Annotated in this window: 19 protein-coding genes; 7 read left to right on the top strand and 12 right to left on the bottom strand. The window is 75.1% G+C overall.

Annotation, left to right across the window (positions count from 1 at the left end):
- Positions 1 to 3: 3 nt before the first annotated feature.
- The 7 genes from aroB to aroH are packed head-to-tail and all read right to left on the bottom strand — an operon-like array spanning position 4 to position 7,496.
- Positions 4 to 1,674, bottom strand: a complete 1,671-nt coding sequence (aroB, locus tag K6U79_02060; GenBank protein ID MCL6521147.1) for a 3-dehydroquinate synthase — start codon at positions 1,672 to 1,674, stop codon at positions 4 to 6.
- Positions 1,665 to 2,924, bottom strand: a complete 1,260-nt coding sequence (gene aroC, locus K6U79_02055) for a chorismate synthase (protein ID MCL6521146.1) — start codon at positions 2,922 to 2,924, stop codon at positions 1,665 to 1,667. The genes aroB and aroC overlap by 10 nt, the downstream gene beginning before the upstream one ends.
- Entirely contained in the window at positions 2,909 to 3,775 is an 867-nt protein-coding gene (locus tag K6U79_02050) for a shikimate dehydrogenase (GenBank protein ID MCL6521145.1), read from the bottom strand. The genes aroC and K6U79_02050 overlap by 16 nt, the downstream gene beginning before the upstream one ends.
- On the bottom strand, positions 3,775 to 5,097 hold the full coding sequence (gene aroA, locus K6U79_02045) for a 3-phosphoshikimate 1-carboxyvinyltransferase (protein MCL6521144.1): 1,323 nt from the start codon (positions 5,095 to 5,097) through the stop codon (positions 3,775 to 3,777). The genes K6U79_02050 and aroA overlap by 1 nt, the downstream gene beginning before the upstream one ends.
- A gap of 2 nt (positions 5,098 to 5,099) precedes the next feature.
- A complete protein-coding gene (locus K6U79_02040; GenBank protein ID MCL6521143.1) occupies positions 5,100 to 6,035 on the bottom strand; it encodes a prephenate dehydrogenase/arogenate dehydrogenase family protein in 936 nt (311 codons plus the stop codon).
- Between the two features lie 16 nt (positions 6,036 to 6,051).
- Positions 6,052 to 7,104, bottom strand: coding sequence for a 3-deoxy-7-phosphoheptulonate synthase (gene aroF / locus K6U79_02035; protein ID MCL6521142.1), 1,053 nt, complete (start codon positions 7,102 to 7,104; stop codon positions 6,052 to 6,054).
- A complete protein-coding gene (gene aroH, locus K6U79_02030) occupies positions 7,104 to 7,496 on the bottom strand; it encodes a chorismate mutase (GenBank protein MCL6521141.1) in 393 nt (130 codons plus the stop codon). The genes aroF and aroH overlap by 1 nt, the downstream gene beginning before the upstream one ends.
- Before the next feature lie 275 nt (positions 7,497 to 7,771).
- On the opposite strand from aroH, the gene K6U79_02025 reads away from it, so the two are divergent.
- Positions 7,772 to 8,842 (top strand): GGDEF domain-containing protein, encoded by a 1,071-nt coding sequence (locus K6U79_02025; protein ID MCL6521140.1) that lies wholly within the window; start codon positions 7,772 to 7,774, stop codon positions 8,840 to 8,842.
- Positions 8,843 to 8,856: 14 nt separating this feature from the next.
- Here the strand turns inward: K6U79_02025 and K6U79_02020 are convergent, their stop codons facing one another.
- The 4 genes from K6U79_02020 to K6U79_02005 form a co-directional block, all read right to left on the bottom strand.
- Entirely contained in the window at positions 8,857 to 9,231 is a 375-nt protein-coding gene (locus K6U79_02020; protein ID MCL6521139.1) for a HutP family protein, read from the bottom strand.
- Positions 9,232 to 9,299: 68 nt separating this feature from the next.
- The gene (gene ychF, locus K6U79_02015) at positions 9,300 to 10,382 is read right to left on the bottom strand and encodes a redox-regulated ATPase YchF (protein ID MCL6521138.1); all 1,083 of its coding nucleotides are present in this window, start codon (positions 10,380 to 10,382) and stop codon (positions 9,300 to 9,302) included.
- 1 nt (position 10,383) lies between these two features.
- Positions 10,384 to 11,133, bottom strand: coding sequence for a class I SAM-dependent methyltransferase (locus K6U79_02010; protein MCL6521137.1), 750 nt, complete (start codon positions 11,131 to 11,133; stop codon positions 10,384 to 10,386).
- A gap of 141 nt (positions 11,134 to 11,274) precedes the next feature.
- Positions 11,275 to 12,948 (bottom strand): ABC transporter, encoded by a 1,674-nt coding sequence (locus tag K6U79_02005; GenBank protein MCL6521136.1) that lies wholly within the window; start codon positions 12,946 to 12,948, stop codon positions 11,275 to 11,277.
- Between the two features lie 175 nt (positions 12,949 to 13,123).
- Between K6U79_02005 and K6U79_02000 the strand changes: the two genes are divergently transcribed.
- From K6U79_02000 to K6U79_01980, 5 genes are all read left to right on the top strand, one after another.
- Positions 13,124 to 13,723 carry a succinate dehydrogenase gene (locus K6U79_02000; GenBank protein MCL6521135.1) on the top strand — a complete coding sequence of 200 codons (600 nt, stop codon included), beginning with the start codon at positions 13,124 to 13,126 and terminating at the stop codon, positions 13,721 to 13,723.
- Between the two features lie 63 nt (positions 13,724 to 13,786).
- Complete coding sequence (sdhA, locus tag K6U79_01995) at positions 13,787 to 15,475, top strand: succinate dehydrogenase flavoprotein subunit (protein ID MCL6521134.1); 1,689 nt, start codon at positions 13,787 to 13,789, stop codon at positions 15,473 to 15,475.
- Positions 15,472 to 16,266, top strand: coding sequence for a succinate dehydrogenase iron-sulfur subunit (gene sdhB, locus K6U79_01990; protein ID MCL6521133.1), 795 nt, complete (start codon positions 15,472 to 15,474; stop codon positions 16,264 to 16,266). Before sdhA ends, sdhB begins: the two co-directional genes overlap by 4 nt.
- Before the next feature lie 160 nt (positions 16,267 to 16,426).
- Positions 16,427 to 17,344, top strand: coding sequence for an amidohydrolase family protein (locus K6U79_01985; protein ID MCL6521132.1), 918 nt, complete (start codon positions 16,427 to 16,429; stop codon positions 17,342 to 17,344).
- A gap of 20 nt (positions 17,345 to 17,364) precedes the next feature.
- Complete coding sequence (locus tag K6U79_01980; protein ID MCL6521131.1) at positions 17,365 to 18,381, top strand: 3-phosphoglycerate dehydrogenase; 1,017 nt, start codon at positions 17,365 to 17,367, stop codon at positions 18,379 to 18,381.
- On the opposite strand, the gene K6U79_01975 is transcribed toward K6U79_01980, so the two are convergent.
- Complete coding sequence (locus K6U79_01975; protein ID MCL6521130.1) at positions 18,314 to 19,420, bottom strand: phosphosulfolactate synthase; 1,107 nt, start codon at positions 19,418 to 19,420, stop codon at positions 18,314 to 18,316. The genes K6U79_01980 and K6U79_01975 overlap by 68 nt on opposite strands.
- Here K6U79_01975 and K6U79_01970 point away from each other — a divergent pair.
- The gene (locus K6U79_01970; protein MCL6521129.1) at positions 19,392 to 19,844 is read left to right on the top strand and encodes a DUF441 domain-containing protein; all 453 of its coding nucleotides are present in this window, start codon (positions 19,392 to 19,394) and stop codon (positions 19,842 to 19,844) included. The genes K6U79_01975 and K6U79_01970 overlap by 29 nt on opposite strands.
- The last annotated feature ends 39 nt before the right edge of the window (positions 19,845 to 19,883 follow it).

The following is a 19,883-nucleotide window of genomic DNA, read 5'->3' as shown; positions in this document are numbered from 1 at the left end:
GGGTCACCCTCTTCCCGTGGGCTTCTCTCCTTCCCAGGATAACCGCTCCAGCGCGGAGGCGAGCCAGCGGGCCAGCTCCTCCGTCTCGGCCGGCCAGCCAGCGACCACGTCGCCCACCGCCCGCGGCAGCACCAGGCGGAGCCGGCCATGGCGGCGCTTCTTGTCGACGGCCAGCGCCGCCGCCAGCCGGTCGGGCGAGGAAGCCTCCCCGCGCGGCAGCGCGGCGCTCCTCCCGATCCCGTACGCCTCCAGCAGCGCCTCGATGCGGCGCCGCTCCGCCGCCGGCAGGAGCCCCTCCGCCTCCGCCCGCCGGGCGGCCAGAAAGAGTCCCGTGGCCACCGCCTCGCCGTGGCGGAGCCGGTAGCCGCTGGCCCACTCCAGCGCGTGGGCGAAGGTGTGCCCCAGGTTGAGCAGCTCGCGCCGCCCTGCCTCGCGCTCGTCGGCGGCCACCACCTCGGCCTTGACGGCGGCCGCGCGCGCCACCGCCTCGGCCAGCGCCTCCGGCTCGCGGGCGAGCAGCGCCGGCCTCGCCTCCTCCAGCCAGCTCCAGAAGGGCTCGCCGGCCAGGAGCGCCGCCTTGACCACCTCGCCCATCCCCTCCAGGAGGAGCTGTCGCGGCAGGGCGCGCAGCCAGCGCACGTCGGCGACGACCCGGCGCGGCGGGTAGAAGGCGCCCACCAGGTTCTTCCCCTCCTCCAGGTCGACGCCGGTCTTGCCGCCGATGGCGGCGTCCACCTGGGCGAGGAGCGTGGTGGGCACGGCCACCCAGGGCAGGCCGCGCAGGAAGGTGGCGGCGACGAAGCCGCCCAGGTCGGTGGTCACCCCGCCGCCCACGGCCAGCAGCCAGGTGGTCCGCTCCACGCCCCGCCGCACCAGCTCGTGGTAGAGGCGCTCCACCGTCACGAGGCGCTTGGCTTCCTCGCCGCCGGGGAAGAGGAGGAGCTCCGCCTGGAGCCCCCGGGCGCGGCAGGCCTCCAGGATCTCCCCGCCGGCCAGCGCCCCCGCCAGCGGCTCCGCCAGCAGCACCAGCCGCTCCGCCCCCGCCCCGGCCAGCCAGTCGGCCAGCCGCTCGGGCGCCGCGTCGCTCACCTCCACTTCGTAGGCGCCGCCCACGGAGAGCCGGCGCACGGCGGACGGCCGCTCCGCCGGGCGAAGGCCGGCGGCGGCCAGGACGCGCTCCGCCACTTCGGCCGGGGCGGCCGCGGCGTCGATGCGGAGCGCCCGCGCGTAGACGGCGCGCCGGGCGGCCAGCTGCGCGCGCAGCACCTCCGCCGGCAGGCGGCCGGCGAAGAGCGGCCGCCCGGCCACTTCCTCCTCCCCCAGCCGGGCGGCCAGCACCTCGGGCGGCGCGTCCAGCCAGACCACCCGGCCCCAGGCCACGAGCCTGTCCATGGCGCCGGGCAGGAGGGGCGTGCCGCCGCCGGTGGCCAGCACGGCCTCGCCCAGCTCCAGAGCCCGCTCCAGCGCCGCCGCCTCGCGGCGCCGGAAGCCTTGCTCCCCCTCCTCCGCCCAGATGTGGCGGACGGGCGCACCCGCCTCCAGCTCCACCAGACGGTCCAGGTCGAGGCAGGCCACGTCCAGCCTCCGCGCCAGGAGCCGGCCCACGCTCCCCTTGCCGCTGCCGCTCAGGCCGACCAGCGCCAGCCGAACCCCGCCGGCTGCGCTCAGCCCCACGGCCAGCCGGCCTCCCGGGCGCGGCGCCGCTCCTCCACGTGGCGGCGCACCTCCTCCAGGCTGTCGCCACCCACCGCCTCCAGCAGCGCGTCCGCCAGGACCAGCGCCAGCATGGCCTCGGCCACCACCCCCGCCGCCGGCACCACGCAGACGTCGGAGCGCTCGTAGGTCGCCTCGGCCGGCTGCCCGCTGGGCATGTGGACCGAGGGGAGGCCGCGGCGGAGCGTGGCCAGCGGCTTCATCACCCCGCTCACCAGGAGCGGCTCGCCGTTCGTGACGCCGCCCTCCAGCCCGCCCGCCCGGTCGCTGGGACGGACGAAGCGCCCCGGCCGCGGACCGGAGGGATCGGGCAGGAGCGGGTCGTGGACGCACGAACCCGGCTCCTCCGCCATCTCCTCGCCGGCGCCGATGGCCACCGCCTTGACGCCGGGGATGGAGACCACGGCCTGGGCGATGCGGCCGTCCAGGCGCCGGTCCCACTGGGCGTAGCTGCCCAGGCCCGCGGGGAGGCCCACGGCGAAGGCGAGGAAGCGGCCGCCCACCGTGTCGCCCTCGCGCAGCGCCTGCTCGATGACCTCCATCATGGCCGCCTCCGCCTGCGGCTCCGGGCAGCGGACGGGCGAGCGCTCGGCCGCCGCCGCCCAGGCCCGCCACGCGTCCGGATCGGCCGGATAGGCGGGCTCCCTGCGCCAGGTGGCCGGCCCGATGCGCTCGACGAAGCTGCCCACCTCCACCCCCAGCTCGGCGAGGAGGCGCTTGGCCACCGCCCCCGCCGCCGTCCGCGCCGCCGTCTCGCGGGCGCTGGCGCGCTCCAGCACGTCCCGCATGTCGCGGTGGCCGTACTTGAGGGCGCCGGCCAGGTCGGCATGGCCCGGGCGCGGCCGCTCCACCGGCGCCCGGCGCCGCTCCGCCGCCGTGGGGCTCTCCCGCGGAGCCTCCCCCGCCCCCTCCGCCTCCGCGCCGGGGGAGGGCAGGTCGGGGGAGAGGACTTCCTGCCAGTTGGCCCAGTCGCGGTTCTCGATCCAGAGGACCACCGGCGCCCCGGTGCTGCGCCCGTGCCGCACCCCGCCCAGGAAGCGAGCCCGATCCCGCTCGATGCGCATCCGCCCGCCGCGGCCGTAGCCCTGCTGGCGGCGCGCCAGCTCGGCCGCCACCCGCTCCCCGTCCAGCGGGACGCCCGCCGGCAGCCCGTCCACCACGACCGTCAGCCCGGGGCCGTGCGACTCGCCCCCCGTCAGCCAGCGGAGCAACCCAGCACCTCCTCCAGCGCCCGGCGCATCGCCTCCCGCGGCGCCTCCCGCCCCGTCCAGAGCTCGAAGGAGGCGGCGCCCTGTCGGAGCAGCAGCTCGACCCCGTCGACCACGCCCAGGCCCCTTGCCGAGGCCGCCTCCAGGAGCGGCGTGCGCGGCGGCCGGTAGACCAGCTCCACCACCCATCCCCCCGGGGCCAGCGCGGCCGCCAGCTCCTCCGGCGGAAGCGGGTAGCCGGCCCCGACGCCCTCCATGGCCAGCGGCGTCGCCTGCACGAGGAGGCTCCACCCCTCCGGAGCCCCGGCCTGCCCGACGCCACCGGCCTCCGACCAGGAGGCCGCCTCCCAGCGGGTGGCCGGGAAGTGGGCGCGCATCCGCGCGGCCAGCCGCTCGGCCCGGCCGGCGTGGTGGTTGAGGAGCCGCACCCGCGGCGCGCCCAGCTCGCCCAGCGCCACCGCCGCCGCCCCCGCCGCGCCGCCGGCGCCCAGCACCAGCGCCGGTCCCGGCCGCCAGCCGCGCTCGGCGAGCGCCCCCGCCACCGCCTCCACGTCGGTGTTCTCCGCCGCCCAGCCCCCCTCCGGAAGGCGTACCAGGGTGTTGGCGGCGCCCGCCCGGAGCGCGCGGCGCGACCGCCGCCGGGCCAGGGCCAGCGCCTCCTCCTTCAGCGGCATGGTGACGTTCAGTCCCAGGAAGCCCTCCGCCTCCAGCTCGGCTGCGCGCTCCGCCAGGCGCCCGCGCTCGACGCGCAGCGCCAGGTAACGCCCGCCCAGGCCGGCGGCGCGCAGGCCCGCCTCCTGCATGGCCGGAGAGAGCGAGTGGGCCACCGGGTCGCCCACCACCGCCAGCCGCATCAGGCGACGCCCGCCCGCCGGAAGAAATCGGGGTCGGAGATGGCCACGCTCTCCGCGCCCTCCAGCTCCGCCACCTCGCCCGGGGCGAGCAGCGTCCAGGCGGCCACCGCCAGCGCCATGGCAACCCGGTGGTCGCCCGCGCTCTCCAGGGCGGCGCCGTGCCCCCGTGCCGGCCCCCGCACCCGCCAGCCGTCCCCCTCCTCCTCCACCGGAAGGCCCATGGCGCGCAGGCCGGCGGCCATGGCGTGGAGCCGGTCGCTCTCCTTGACGCGCAGCTCGCCCAGCCCCAGGAAGCGGCTCTCGCCCTCGGCCGCGCAGGCGGCCACGGCCAGGAGCGGCAGCTCGTCCACCGCCGCCGGCACCTCCTCCGGCCGTACTTCGATGGCCCCGAGCGCCGAGGCCCGTACGCGGATGCGGCCCACGGGCTCGCCGCCCGCCTCGCCCTCGCGGACGAGCTCGAGGCGGGCGCCCATGCGCTCCAGCAGCCGGTAGCCCCCCAGGCGGAGCGGGTTGAGCAGCACGCCCTCGATCTCCAGCTCCGAGCCGGGCGTCAGCGCCGCCTGGACAGCGTAGGGGAAGGCGCCCGAGGGGTCGCCCGGAACCTCCAGAGCGAAGGGGGGCGGGCTGGCGGGGCCGGCCAGCCGGACGGGAGGCGGACCGCCCGCCGGCTCCTCTCCGCCGCTCCCCCCGGTGCGGATCGGCAGCCCCAGCCAGGCGTAGAGGCGCTCCGTATGGTCGCGGCTGGGCACCGGCTCCCAGACGGCGGTCTCGCCGGGCGCGCGCAGGGCGGCCAGGAGGATGGCCGACTTGACCTGGGCGCTGGCCACCGGGCTCCGCCAGGCCAGGGGGCGGAGCGGCCCGCCGCGCACCACCAGGGGGGCGTAGCGGCCGCCTTCACGCCCGTCCACGGAGGCGCCCATGGCGCGGAGCGGCTCGGCCACCCGGTCCATGGGCCGGCGGCGCAGCGAGGTGTCGCCGGTCAGCACCGCCAGCCCCGGCCGAGCGGCCAGGAGCCCGGCCAGGAGGCGGATGGTGGTGCCGGAGTTGCCGCAGTCGACCACGTCGGCCGGCTCCGCCCAGGCGTCGAGCCCCGGGCTCTCCACCACCGTCTCCCCGCCCCGCTCCGGGCGGCGTTCCAGGCGGACGCCCAGAGCCTCCAGCGCGCGGAGTGTCGAGGCCACGTCGGCGCCCGGCGCCAGGCCGCGCAGGCACGAGCGTCCGCGCGCCGCGCCGGCCAGGAGCGCGGCGCGGTGCGAGACGGACTTGTCGCCGGGCGGACGGAAACTTCCTTCGAGCGGTCGCCTTCTCGCCTCCAGGCGCAGCTTCAGTCGCCATCCCTCCCCGCGGAGGGCCCCGCCGGCGCGGGCTCCCCATCCGTCGCCGCCTCCGCCGCCTCGAGCAGGGCGGCGCGGGCGGCCCGGGCCCGCGCCAGGAGGCCGACCAGCCGCTCCTCCCGTCCCTCGCCGAGCGCCTCCTCCAGCGCATCCAGCGCCCGGCGGAAGGCGCCCAGCGCGGCCAGGAGCTCCTCCCGGTTGGCCAGGCACATGCCGGCGCCCACCTCCGGGTTCATCGCCGCCACCCGCGTGCCGTCGCGGAAGCCGCCCGCCACCGCCTGGGCGATGCCCTGCGACTCCTCCACGCCGGCCGCGGCCGCCAGCGCCGCCGCCACCAGGTAGGGCAGGTGGCTGGTGCGCGCCACCCAGCGGTCGTGGAGCGCCGCCGGCAGCCGGAGGGGGCGGGCGCCCAGGCTCTCCGCGAGCCGGGCGGCGCGCGCGTACGCCGCCTCCCATGCCGCGGTGGGGGTGCCGGCGGCGGAGGCGGCCGGTGGCGGGCAGAAGAACCAGACCGCGCCGCGGAAGAGGGCGGGATCGGCCCAGCGCGCGCCCGTCCGTTCGCTGCCCGCCATGGGGTGGCCGGGCACGTAACGCCCCGCGGGCAGAAGCGGCTCCAGCGCCGCGGCCACACGGCCCTTGGCGCCGGCCACATCGGTGACGACGGCGTCCGGGGCGAGCCACGGCGCCACGGCGGCCGCCAGGGCAGGCAGCGCCCCGGGCGGCGCGGCCAGGACGACCAGCGAGGCCTCGCCCAGCCAGGGGCCCGGCGCCTCGTGGGCCGCCTCCACCGCGCCCGTCGCCTCCGCCACGCGGCGCGCCTCGGGGTCGGGATCGGCGCCCAGCCGCCGCAGCCGCCCCGCCAGGCCGAGGCCGACGGAGGCCCCGATCAGGCCCAGGCCGAAGATGGCCACCGCCCGCTCACGCACGGCGGGCTCCCCTCCCCTACCGTCCGGCCGCCGCCGCCCGCCTGGGCAGCTCCGCCTGCTCCGGGCGGAGGATCCAGCGCCCCACCGCCTGGGCCACCGCCTCGGCCTGTTCCACCAGGCGCGCCAGCCGGTCCGGCCGCAGCGACTGGCGGCCGTCCGAGAGCGCCCGGCTGGGGTCGGGGTGGACCTCGATGAGCAGGCCGTCGGCGCCCGCCGCCACGGCGGCCAGTGCCATGGGCGTCACCAGCTCCCAGAGGCCGGTGGCGTGGCTGGGGTCGACCACCACGGGCAGGTGGCTCAACCGCTTGACCAGCGGCACCACCCCCAGGTCCAGCGTGTTCCGCGTCGCCGGCTCGAAGGTGCGGATGCCCCGCTCGCAGAGGATGACGTCGGGGTTACCGTGGCTGAGGACGTACTCGGCCGCCAGGAGCCACTCCTCCACGGTGGCCGACATGCCGCGCTTGAGGAGGACCGGCTTGCCGGCACGCCCCAGCTCCCGGAGCAGCGGGAAATTCTGCATGTTGCGCGTGCCCACCTGGAGCACGTCGGCGTACTCCGCCACCAGCTCCACTTCCTGGGGCGCCATCACCTCGGTCACCACGGGCAGGCCGGTGCGCTGCCGGGCCTCGGCCAGGAGGCGGAGCCCCTCCGCTCCCAGTCCCTGGAAGGTGTAGGGCGAGGTGCGCGGCTTGAAGGCGCCGCCGCGCAGGACGGCGGCGCCGGCCGCGCGCACCGCCTGGGCCGCCTCCAGCAGCTGCTCGCGGCTCTCCACGCTGCAGGGGCCGGCCATGACCACGATCCCGGGGCCCCCCACTTCCACCGGCCCCGCCCAGACGCGCGAGCCCTCGGGGCGGAAGGCGCGGCTCGCCAGCTTGTACGGCTGCTCCAGCCGCACCACCCGCTCCACGCCCGGCATCGCCAGGAAGTGCTCCTCGGAGACGCGGCTGACGTCGCCGATGACGCCCACCACCGAGCGCAGCTCGCCGTCGGAGCGGTGCGGGCGCAGGCCCAGCTCCTCCACCGCCCGCACCACCCGCTCGACCTCGCTCGCCGCCGCACCCTCGCGCATCACGATGACCAAGGTGGCTCCGCCTCCCCCGCCTCGCCGGCGGCCAGGTCGGGCCGCAGGCCCGCCGCCCCGCGCAGATAGACGTGTCGGATCTCCTCCGGCCGCCGCGTGGTGTTCCAGAGCGCCAGCACCCGGATGCAGCGCGCCACGGGCCGCGGGCCGGGGGCCTGGCCCAGGTCGAGCAGCGGCACCAGCCGCCAGCCCAGCTCGCGCGCCGCCTGGGAGGGGTAGAAGGCGGTCAGGTCGGGGGTGAGGGTGAAGAAGACCGCGGCCAGCTCCTCGGGCCGCAGGCCGTTCCGCCGCACCAGCTCCTCGAGGAGCTCCTGGGTCGCCCGCCGAATGGCGTCGGCCGTGTCGTCCTCCGCCGTGGTGGCGCCGCGCACGCCGCGCAGGGCCGTGCGGGCACGTGTCCTGGGGAGCCGCCAGTCACCCGGCGGCGAGGAGGACCATCCTGCCGTCTTGCCCACGAGGACCTCCCGGTACCCTACCGTCTTCCCGTCTTGCGCTCCGCCCGCCCGGGGCGGCCGGATTTGCGCAGGACTTTACCACAGGCCGCTGGGTGCGGCAAGAGGCCGCCGGCGCCGAGGCGCCGGGGCGGGCTCGGGACTCCCCGCGGGAAGGAAGTCGCTTCCCGCGGTGGAAAGCTTTCGCGCCCGGAGGGGTGGCCGTGGTGGGGGATCGCCAGACGAGCCGGACCACCTCGCTGGCCCGGCTGGCCGTCTGGATCGGCAGCCTGGGCCTCCTGGTGGTCATGGTGCCGGCCGCGCGCAGCCGCGAGACGGCCTGGCTGGCCCTCTTCGCCGTCGCCTACTCCCTGGCCGTCCTGCTCTCGGTGCCCCGCCTGCGCCGGGCCCACCTGGGCGCCTGGCTGGCCGTCTCCGCCGTCCTGGACTTCGGCACGGCCGCCGCCGCCCAGGCGGTGGTCCCGGTCCCCTTCTTCCAGTCGGGCTACCTCTTCGCCTTCGTCTTCTACGCCACCGCGCTGGGCCGGCGCCGGGCGGTGGCGCTGGGCCTGCTGCCGGCGGTGCTGGTGGTGGGCGTGGACGCGGCCGCGCACCGGACCGCCCTCCTGCCGCTGGACGCCAGCCTGGCGCTGGCCCTGCTCCTCACGGGCTGGGCGCTGGGCCGGCTGAGCGACGAGCGCCGGCGCCTCCAGGAGGCGCTGGCCGCCTCGGCGCTGACCGACGAGCTGACCGGCCTCGCCAACCGCCGCCAGTTCTTCCAGCGCCTCCGCCAGGAGCTGGAGCGGAGCGCCCGCAGCGGCCGCCCCACCTCGCTGGTCCTCTTCGACGCCGACGCCTTCAAGCAGGTGAACGACCGCCTCGGCCACCCCGCCGGCGACCGCGTCCTGGCCGCCGCGGCGCGCGCCATGCTCCACGCGGTCCGCCTCTCCGACCTGCCCGCCCGCTACGGCGGGGACGAGTTCGCCCTCCTCCTGCCGGAGACCGACGAGGCGACCGCGCGCGCCGTCGCCGAGCGGGTGGCGGCGCGCATGGCCCAGGCGGCCAACGCCGAGCTGGCCCGCCTGGAGCGGCCGGCGGCCCGCGCCGCGGCGGGCGCGGCGGAGGCGAAAGCGGCCGCCCCGCGCCACCGCCCTCTGCCCTCGCTGGGCTTCACCTTCGGCTTGGCCGAGAGCCGCGGCGGCATGTCGGCCGAGGAGCTGCTGGCGCTGGTGGACGGGCGGCTTTACGGCCGGAAGCCGCCCCGCGGCGCCCCCCAGGGGCCGGCCGGCCGCTGAGGCCGGCCGCGCGCCTACTCGGGGACGGCCCGGTGGGCCAGCCCCAGCGCCACGTCGTCCAGGTAGACCAGGCCGACGCCGGCGAAGACGGCCACCGCCAGGTGGCCGCCGCCGCGGGCGACGCCCAGCTTGCCGCCGATGTTGAAGCCCAGCGCCCGCTGGCCCACGATGCCCAGTGCTTCGCGCGCCGCGCCCGCCACCGCCCCCTCGTGGGCGTGGATGGGGCGGATGACGCCCTCCCGCCGGGCGGCGACGATGGCCCGCTCCACCATCTTGCCGAGGCTCGAGACGAAGTCGCCGCCCAGGTCGACCGCCGCGGCGGCGATGCCCTCGCCGCGCAGCTCCTCCTTGAGGCGCGCCTCCTCCTCGCGTGAGAGCGAGATGGCCATGCGCACCGCGGCTCGTCCGACGCTGAGGTTGTCGGGCACACCCCCACCTCCCGGCGCCGCCGGGGCGGCTAGACGTTGAAACGGACGGTGAGGATGTCGCCGTCCTGGACCACGTAATCCTTCCCCTCCAGGCGGAGCAGTCCCGCCTCGCGGACGGCCTTCATGGAGCCCAGCCGGGCCAGGTCGTCGAAGGCGACCACCTCCGCGCGGATGAAGCCGCGCTCCAGGTCGGAGTGGATCTTCCCCGCCGCCCGCCTGGCCGTCGTCCCCCTCGGCACGGGCCAGGCGCGCACCTCGTCCTCGCCGGCGGTGAGGAAGGAGACGAGGCCGAGCGAGGCGTAGGCGGCCTTGGCGATGCGCACGATGCCGGTCTCTTCGATGCCGTAGGCGCGCATGAACTCCTCGCGGTCCGCCGTCTCCATCTCCGCCACCTCCAGCTCCACCCGGGCGCAGAAGGTGACCGTCCGCTCCCCGTGCTGCCGGGCGTAGTCCTCCAGCTCCGCCCGCCCCGGGTAGTCGCGCGCGCTCCACTGCTCCTCCGAGAGGTTGAGCGCCACCAGGAGCGGTCGGGCGGTGACGAAGGCGTAGTTCCGGAGGAGGCGCATCTCCTCCTCGTCCAGCCCCAGGTCGTGGACCGGGATCTCCTCGCCCAGCGCCTCCTGGACGCGCTCCAGGAGCGCCAGCGTCGCCTCCTCCTCCGGGCCGCGGCGTCTCGCCTGGCGGAGCCTGCCGGCCGCGCTCTCCGCCACCGCCAGGTCGGCCAGGAGGAGCTCCTGGTCCAGGTCGCGCACGTCGGCCAGCGGGTCGACGCGCCCCCGCGGGTGGGGCAGCTCGGCGCTCTCGAAGGTGCGCACCACGTGGATCAGGGCGTCCGAGGTGCGGACCGCGTTGAGGAACTCGTTGGTCCTGGCGCGGTCGCCCTGCCCGGGCAGGAAGCCGGCCGTCTCGGTCAGCTGGATGGTGGCGGGCGTCACCTTCCTCGGGTGGTAGAGAGTCGCCAGGAAGTCCAGGCGCGGATCCGGCACCTGGGCGACGCCGGTGCGGACGTCCGCGCGCCCGCCCGGGTGCGCCGACTCCGCGCGCCCGCCGGTGAGGAGGCGGAAGAGCGTGCTCTTGCCCGAGAGCGGCAGGCCGATGATGCCGATCTGCACGCTAGGCCCTCCCCGCCGGCCGGCGGCCGCCCAGCGGGCGCCGGGCGACCCAGAAGAGGCGGTCGGAGACCGGCACCGGCGGATCGAAGGTGTAGGCGTCGTAGGTGGCCAGGAGCTCGAAGCCCGCCCGCCCGAGCCGCGCCTCCACCTCCCGGACGGGGTAGCCGCGCTCGCGGTGGACTTCCTCGAAGCGCTCGTAGCAGCCGGGGTGGCCGGCCCTGGGGAGGAAGCCGGTCAGCCGCACCTCCCAGACCTGCTCCGCCATGTTCGTCCCGTGCTCCCAGATCAGGTGCCACTCCTCCTCCCCGTCCTGCGAGCGGTAGTACTCCGTCTCCGGCTCGACGTGCAGGAGCTTGTACTCGGTGTTCATGTCCATCACCAGCAGGCCCCCCGGCCGCAGGTTGCGGTAGGCTGCGCGGAAGGCGGCCTCCAGCGCCTCCTCGTCCTCCAGGTAGTTGAGGCTGTCGTAGAGGCAGGTGGCCAGGTCCACCGGCTCGGGCAGGCGGAAGGCGCGCAGATCCGCCTCCAGCCAGGTCACCCGGAGCCCCTCCGCCTCGGCCTTGCGGCGCGCCACCTCCAGCATCTCCGGCGAGCGGTCGACGCCGTAGACCCGGTAGCCCATGCGCGCCCAGGGCAGGGTGGTGTTGCCGGTGCCGCAGGCCAGGTCGGCCACGGAGCGCGGCGCCACCTGGAAGCGCTCCAGGATGGCCTGCACGTACTCGATCCACTCGGCGTAGGGGATCGCCTGCATCACCCGGTCGTAGAGCCGGGCGAAGAAGCTGTAGGCCCTCACGGCTGCACCTCCGCGGGCCCCGCCTCGGCCCGCTGTCACTATCCCGGGCGCGCGCCGGGCCGTCAAGGCACCGGCCTCCCGCGCCCGGCCGGCCCTCGTTCAGCGGCCGCGCAGGCTGCGCAGCGCCTCGGCCGCCAGGACCGCCAGGAGGAGGCCGCCCGCGGCCAGCGCGGCCCGCGCGTACCCCGGCGCCTGCAGGAGGGGCTGGGGCCCCTGCAGGGAGACGGCCACCAGCAGGCCGGCGGCGAGGACGCTGAGCGCCAGGAGGAGGAGGGATTGCGCCAGGAGGCGCGAGGAGCGCTCGATGCTGCGCGCGGTCCGCTCCAGCGGGGCGCTGCGCACCTCCAGGCTGAGGCGCCCCGCCTCGGCGCGCCGGAAGAAGCCGTGGAGAGCCCCGGGCAGCTCCCCCAGCTCGCGGGCGCCCTCGCCCGCCGCCTCCGTCACGCGCCGCGCGATGCGGCGCGGGTCGAGCCGCTGGCGCAGGATCCGCCGGCCGTACGGCTCGGCCAGCTCGACCACGCTGACGGACGGGTCCAGGCGCTCCACCACGCCCTCCAGCGTGATGAGCGTCTTGCCCAGGACCGTGAAGTCGCCGGGGATGCGGATGCGATGCCGCCAGGCCAGGCCCAGGATGGAGCGGACCGCCTCGCCGACGGGGATCTCGCGCAGGGGGCGCTCGTAGAAGCGGTCGCGGACCTCCTCCACCTCTTCCTCGAAGCGGGGCAGGTCGAGGTCGTCGGGGGCGATGCCCATTTCCAGGATGGCGCGGACGATGCCTGCCGCGTCGCGCTCGAGCAGCGCCACGGCCAGCTCCGAGAACTGCTCCCGCCGCGCCGGGCCCAGGCGGCCCACCATGCCGAAGTCCAGGTAGGCGATGCGCCCGTCCGGCAGGACCAGCACGTTGCCCGGATGGGGGTCGGCGTGGAAGAGCCCCAGCTTGAAGATCTGGTCGAACATGGAGGTGGCGATGCGGCGCGCCACCTCCTGCGGCGCCTCCAGCCGCTCCTGCCCGGCCAGGAAGCGGCTGAGGTGGACGCCCTCCACCCAGGAGAGCGTGAGGAGCCGGCTGCCGCTCAGCTCGCGGACGACGGCGGGGATGACCACCTCCCCGGAGCCGGCGAAGAAACGGCCGACGCGCGCCGTGTGCGTCGCCTCCTGGGCGTAGTCCAGCTCGCGGTCCAGCATCCGCCCCAGCTCCTCGGCGATCTCCAGGAAGCTGGTCGGACCCCGCCGCGGCAGCCGCCGGTCGGCCAGGGCGGCCAGCTCGCGCAGGAGGTCCAGGTCGACGCCCACCTGCTCGCGCACGCCCGGCCGCTGCACCTTGACCGCCACCTCGCGGCCGTCGTGGAGGACGGCGTGGTGGACCTGGCCCAGGCTCGCCGCCGCCACCGGAACCGGGTCGAAGGTCCGGAAGCTCTCGGCCAGCGGCCGGCCGAGCTCGCCCTCCACGGCCCGCCGCACCTCGGCGAAGGGGAAGGGCGCCACCTGCTCCTGGAGTTTGGAGAGCTCGCCCAGGATGTCGGGGGGCAGGAGGTCGGCGCGGGTGGAGGCCAGCTGGCCCAGCTTGACGAAGGTGGGCCCCAGCTCCTCCAGCATGAGGCGGAGCCGCTCGGCGCGGCCCAGGCGGGCCAGCTCGGGCCGGCCGCGGAGCGGGGTGAGCGGGGCCAGCCCGGCCAGGCCGAGCTGGCCCAGCACCCAGCCGAAACCGAAGCGGCCGAGCGTCCGGGCCACCTGACGGAAACGGTCGAGCTGGCGGATGCGCCGGCCGAGCAACGGGCGACCTCCCCGGGGCCCATTCTAGCCAAATCGTGCCGCCCCTCCGCCGCCCGCCCCGGGCGGGCGCGCCCCGGCCGGGGCCGGGAGCGGGTGCTATACTTCTAGCCGTGTCGAGCATCCTAGCCGCCGCTCGGCGGCCGGACCGGGCGCACGGCGAAGGGAGAGAGGGCGATTGCGCGTCAGCCACTTTTTCTGGAGCCGGCTCCATTCGCTCAGTGGCGTCGTGCCCGTCGGCGTCTTCCTCACCTTCCACCTCTGGGCCAACTCGGCGGCGCTGGCAGGACCCAAGGCCTACAACCAGGTGGTGCGCCTGCTGGAAAGCCTGCCGGCTCTGATCGTGGTGGAGACGCTCTTCATCTTTCTTCCGATCCTTTATCACGCGATCTACGGTTTCGTCATCATGCGGACGGCGCAATACAACGTCAACCGCTACCCCTTCGCCCGCAACTGGTACTTCACGCTGCAGCGCGCCACCGGCGTGATCGTCTTCGTCTTCATCGTCTACCACGTGCTGACGCTGCGCTTCGTGGGCCCGTCCGCCAGCTTCGCCAAGGTGGCGGCCGAGCTCTCCAACCCGTGGACCTTCGCCTTCTGGGTCGTGGGCATCCTCTCGGCCACCTGGCACCTGGCCAACGGCCTCTGGCTCTTCGGGATCGACTGGGGGATCCTGGTCAGCCCGCGGGCGCAGCAGGTGGCGCAGTGGGTGCTGGGCGTCTTCTTCGTGGCGCTCAGCCTCCTCAGCCTCGGCTCGGCCATCGCCTTCGTGGCGTAGGGGGGAGAGACGTTGCCGAAGCAGAACCGCATCATCGTCGTCGGGGGCGGCCTGGCCGGCCTGATGACCACCATCCGCGCCGCCGAGGCCGGCTTCCAGGTCGACCTCTTCTCGCTGGTACCGGTGAAGCGCTCGCACTCCGTCTGCGCCCAGGGCGGGATCAACGGGGCGGTCAACACCAAGGGTGAGGGCGACTCACCCTGGCAGCACTTCGATGACACGGTCTACGGGGGCGACTTCCTGGCCAATCAGCCGCCGGTGCTGGGCATGTGCCAGGCGGCTCCCGACATCATCTACATGTTCGACCGCATGGGCGTCCCCTTCAACCGGACGCCCGAGGGGTTGATCGACTTCCGCCGCTTCGGCGGCACGCAGTTCCACCGCACCGCCTTCGCCGGAGCCACCACGGGCCAGCAGCTGATGTACGCGCTGGACGAGCAGGTGCGCCGCTGGGAGGTGGAGGGGCGCGTCCAGAAGTACGAGATGTGGGACTTCCTGGGCGCCGTCATCGACGACCGCGGCATCGCGCGCGGCATCATCGCCCAGGACCTGCACTCCATGGAGATCCGCGCCTTCCGCGCCAACGCCGTGGTCATCGCCACGGGCGGGCTGGGCGTCATCTTCGGCAAGAGCACCAACTCGATCATCAACGACGGCGCGCCGCTCAGCATCCTCTACCAGCAGGGGCTGAAGTACGCCAACCCCGAGTTCATCCAGGTCCATCCCACCGCCATCCCCGGCGGGGACAAGAACCGGCTGATGTCGGAGTCCATCCGCGGGGAGGGCGGCCGCGTCTGGGTCTACAAGGACGGGAAGCCGTGGTACTTCCTGGAGGAGAAGTACCCGCACTACGGCAACCTGGTGCCGCGGGATATCGCGACGCGCGAGATCTTCGACGTCTGCGTCAACCAGCACCTGGGCATCGACGGCAAGAACATGGTCTACCTGGACGTCACCCACATCCCGGCCGAGGTGCTGGAGAGGAAGCTGGGCGGCGTGCTGGAGATCTACGAGAAGTTCGTCGGCGACGACCCGCGCAAGGTGCCGATGAAGGTCTTCCCCACCGTCCACTACAACATGGGCGGGCTCTGGGTGGACTACGGGATGCAGAGTTCGGTGCCGGGCATCTTCGCCGCCGGGGAGGCGGAGTACCAGCACCACGGCGCCAACCGGCTGGGCGCCAACTCGCTCCTCTCCTGCATCTACGACGGCATGACCGTCGTCCCGACCATCCAGAAGCACCTGGAGGGGCTCGACCAGGACGCCTGGGACCTGCCCGAGAGCCTCTTCGAGGCGGAGAGGAAGCGGGTGGAGGAGCGGTACGAGCGGATCTACCGCATGGACGGCAAGGAGAACCCGTACCGCATCCACCAGGAGCTGGGCCAGGTGATGACGGACAACGTGACGGTGGTCCGCTACAACGACCGTCTGCGCGAGACCGACGCCAAGCTCCAGGAGCTGCTGGAGCGCTGGGAGCGGATCGGCACCCCCGACGCGGGCCGCTGGACCAACCAGTCGGTCCAGTTCACCGCCCACCTCTACCACATGCTGCAGCTGGCGCGGGCGATCACGCTGGGCGCGCTCAACCGGAACGAGAGCCGCGGCGCCCACTACAAGCCCGAGTTTCCGCAGCGGGACGACGAGCACTGGCTGAAGACGACCATCGCCACCTTCACGCCGGACGGGCCGAAGTTCAGCTACGAGGCCGTCGACACCTCGCTCATCCCGCCCCGCCCGCGCAAATACGACTGAAATCGGAACGATCGGAGGGTGGTTCCGTGGCCCGGGAGAGCATCAAGCTGCACGTCCGGCGACAGGAGAACCCCGAGGCGGACCCGTACTGGGAGGACTTCGAGATCCCGTACGAGCCGGGGATGAACGTGATCAGCGCGCTGATGGCCATCCAGCGGAACCCGGTCAACAGCGCCGGCAAGCCGACGGCGCCGGTGGCCTGGGAGTCGAGCTGCCTGGAGGAGGTCTGCGGCGCCTGCAGCATGGTGATCAACGGCCGCGCCCGGCAGGCCTGCTCCACGCTCATCGACCACCTGGAGGAGCCGGTAACGCTGGAGCCGATGCACTCCTTCCCGGTGGTGCGCGACCTGATCGTCGACCGGACGCGCATGTTCGAGAACCTGAAGCGCGTCAAGGCCTGGATCCCCATCGACGGCACCTACCCGCTGGGGCCCGGGCCGCGCATCTCGGACGCGGAGCAGTCCTGGCGCTACGAGCTCTCGCGTTGCATGACCTGCGGCGTCTGCCTGGAGGTCTGCCCCAACTACGGGCCGCAGTCGGACTTCATCGGCGCGCAGCCCATCGCCCAGGTAGTCCTCTTCAACGCCCACCCGACGGGCCGCTACAACGCGGCCGAGCGGCTGGACGCGCTGATGGAGGCGGGCGGGGTGACCGGCTGCGGCAACGCCCAGAACTGCGTCCGCGCCTGCCCGAAGGGGATCCCGCTGACCACCGCCATCGCCGAGGCCAACCGCCAGACCATCGCCCGCGGCTTCTCGCGCTGGCTGGCGAGCAAGTTGAAGGGCGCCTGAGAGCTTCCGGCGCGGCCGTCCCCGGGGACGGCCGCGCCCTTCGAGGGCGCGGCGCGCCCCCTCCTCCTCCACTCCCGCCGCCCGCGCCTCCCGCCCGGCGGGAGGCCGGCTTCCGCAAGGCTTTTCAGGAGGTGATCCGGTGGCCTACCAAGGCTTCCGCATCCTGGACGTCCACGCCCACTTCGTCTACGGCCGGTGGCCCTCCACCGGCCCCGAGCATCCCGCGCTGGCCGCCTACGCCCGGGAGCGCGACCGGCGGATGCGCGAGGAGTGGCAGTTCCCCGGACCGCCCGAGCCCGCGCCCGCCACGCCGGAGGAGGCGGCGCGCCTGGCCGACCGCTGGGTGGAGGATCTGGACCGTCACGGTGTCGACCGCATCACCTTCGTCACCGGCGGTGGCAACGAGCGCCTGGCGGAGGTGGTCCGGCGCCATCCCGATCGCTTCCTGGGCATGGTCCACCACGACCCCACCGCTCCCGACGCGCTGGAGCAGCTTCGCCGCGGGGTGGAGGAGTACGGCTTCGTGGGCTACAAGATGTTCGGGCCGCGCATGCCCGTCCCGTTCGAGGATCCGTCGCTGCGCCCGATCTGGAAATACCTGGCCGAGCGGCGCATCCCGGTGCTCATCCACTTCGGCCTGCTGGGCCACGCGGGCGGCATCGTCTACGCGCCGCGCATGAGCCCGCTCACCATCTGGCCGGTGGCGAGGGAGTTCCTGGACATCCCCTTCATCATCCCCCACTTCGGCGCCGGCTACTGGCAGGACTTGCTCCAGCTCTGCTGGAGCCTGCCCAACGTCTATGTGGACACCTCGGGCTCGAACCAGTGGATGCGCTGGATGCCCTACCCGCTCACCCTGGAGTCCCTCCTGCAGAAGGCCTACGAGATGCTGGGCCCGGAGCGCATCCTCTTCGGCACCGATTCCAGCTGGTTCCCGCGCGGCTTCGTGGAACGCTACCTGGCCGACCAGCTGCGCGCCGTCCGCTACCTGCGCTGGCCGGAGGAGTCGATCCGCCTCTTCCTGGGGGGCAACGCCGCCAGGCTCTTCGGACTCCGCGACTGGGAGGCGGCCGCATAGACTCCTCCCCGGGGGAGAGCATGGCGGTCTGGGTGACCGAGCCGGTCTCGGCCTTCTTCTGGCACTCGCTGCGCCGCCTGGACGAGGCGGTCTACGTGGCCGGCGGGAGGCTCGAGGGCGGTCGCCCCCCGGCCGGCGAGCGCCCGTGGGCGCTGGTGGTGCGGAACCGGACGCGGGTGGAGGAGGCCCTGCTGGAGGCGCTGACGCCTCCGCTCCGCCTCGTCGCCCGGCTCGGCAGCGGCCTGGACAACGTCGACCTGGAGGCGGCGCGCCGCCTGGGGGTCGAGGTGGTCTCCGCGCCCGCTCTTAACGCCGAGGCGACGGCCGACTTCACCTGGCTCCTCGCCCTGGCCGCCAGCCGCCACCTGGAACGGGCGCTCGGCCGGAGCCGCGCCGGGCCGGCGGAGCGCCTCGCCATGGCCGGCCGCCAGCTGGCGGGCCGCACCTGGGGCGTGGTCGGCTTCGGGGCGGTGGGCCGCCGGGTGGCCGCCCGGGCGCTGGCCTGGGGTATGCGCGTCCTGGCCCTCCCTCCCCGGCATCCGGTCCCCGCCCCGCCAGGGGTGGCGTGGAGCGGCCTTGAGGAGCTGCTGGGCCGCTCCGACGTGGTCAGCCTCCACCTGCCCCTGACGGCCGAGACCTATCACCTGCTGGACGCGGGGAGGCTCGCGCTCCTCCGGCCCGGCTCGCTCCTGGTCAACACCGCCCGCGGCGCCCTGGTGGACGAAGAGGCGCTCCTCGCCGCCCTGGAGCGCGGCCGCCCGGCGGCGGCCGCGCTCGACGTGCGCGAGGAGCCGCTCCGCGAACCCGACCCCCTGGCCGGCCACCCTCGGGTGCTGCTGACGCCGCACGTGGCCGGCTGGAGTCGTGAGGCGCTGGCCGCAGTCGAGCGCCGCGTGCTGGGCGAGCTGGCCCGGCGGCTGCCGGGGGGCGGGGCCGGCCCCGCGGGGCCGCGCTCCCGCCGTTCCCGCCTCACCCCTCGCGCTCCAGCAGGTAGGGGAAGGGGAAGCGCTCCGGATGGCGGAGGAGCGCGTCCCTGAGCGTGTCGCCGCGCAGGCCGACGCGCAGCGCCTCGCAGGCGAGCACGTCCTCGGGATGGACGTTGCCCAGGTTGACGTTGGGCCCGAAGCGCAGGATGAGGTCCTGCTGCTGGGACTTGAGCGGCGCCTCCCAGATCAGCCGGCTCAGGTCGGGCACGTGGCGGGTGATGTACTCCAGCTCGTCGTCGTCGATGGAGCCGTCCTCCTGGTAGATGACCACGCCCTTGCCCGACTCGCGCCCCTCGATGATCACGTGGCTGGCCCCCGCCTCGAGGTCGGCGGCCACCTGCTCCACCAGGTTGGTGGAGGGGACCCGGTCGGCGGGATGCTTCTTGCCCACCTCGCTGACCACCTCGAAGCCGCGCTCGCGGCAGAGGCGGATGATCTCCGCGCGCACGTCGGGTGTCATGGGGATGGTCCCGTCGGAGACCTCCAGGCGCCGGAAGCCGATCCGTTCCGCCTCGTCCAGGAAGTCCTGAAAGCGTCCCTGGACCACGGCCACCTCCAGAAGCGTCCCGCCCGGGTAGGCGGGGATCCCGTAGCTCTGGATGAGGTGCACCTTCTCGCGCAGCCGCTCGGCCGGGTAGAGCACCGGCGTCCCAAAGGCCAGCTTGATGACGTCGATGGCGTCCGCCGCCATCTCCAGCAGATCCTGCGTCGCCCGAAGGCCGAGCCCCTTGTCGATGACCATGGTCAGCCCCTGCTCGCGGGGCTTCGGTCTCCGGCCCTGGACGGGATAGGGAAAGATCTCCGACCAGCCTCGTTCGTGCACGCTCTCCCCTCCTCCCGGCGGGGGCGCCGCGGCCGCGCCTCGGGCGGAAGCGCCGGCTCCCCGCGCCGCGGGAGCAGGGTATTCGCCGCCGCTTGACCGAGGTGCGGCGCGCCCGACCGCACCGCGGGCGCGCCCCTCCCCGGCGCCGGGCCGCGCTCCTCTTGGCCCGCGGCATATTTCGGGCCCGGTCGAATAACACGGGGCTGGGCGGGTTGCTCCCGCCCTGGGGGGCGAGAGGGTGCTCGGAGAGTCGGAACCGCTGTTCATCCTCCTCCTTCTCCTGGCCCTGGGACTCCTGGCCCGAAACAGCCTCCTGGCCGGCTCGGCCGCCGTCCTCATCCTGCTCCGCCTGGCCGGGGCGACCCCGCTGCTGGGCTGGCTGGGCCGCTACGGGATCAGCGCCGGCATCTTCCTGCTCATCCTGGCCATCCTGGTCCCGGTGGCCGACGGGAGGATCCCGCTGGGCGCCTTCTTCGCCGAGCTGCTGCGTCCGGCCGGCCTGGTGGCGGTGCTGGTCAGCGCGGCCGCCGCCTATGTCGCCAAGGACGGCGTGGAGCTCCTCGCCCGCCAGCCCTCGGTCATGGTCGGCCTGATCGCCGGCTCCATCGCCGGCGTGCTGGTGGGCGGCGTGCCGACCGGCCCGCTCATCGCCGCCGGCATCACCGCCCTCGTGGCCCGCCTCTTCCGCTGAAGGGAGGCTCCGCTTCCCGCGGTGGGGGCGGGGCGCTTA

This window comes from Bacillota bacterium, assembly GCA_023511835.1.
Lineage (GTDB): Bacteria > Bacillota > Sulfobacillia > JAIMAT01 > JAIMAT01 > JAIMAT01.
The sequence above is the reverse complement of the archived record's forward strand: the minus strand, read 5'-3'. Positions and strand labels throughout refer to the sequence as shown.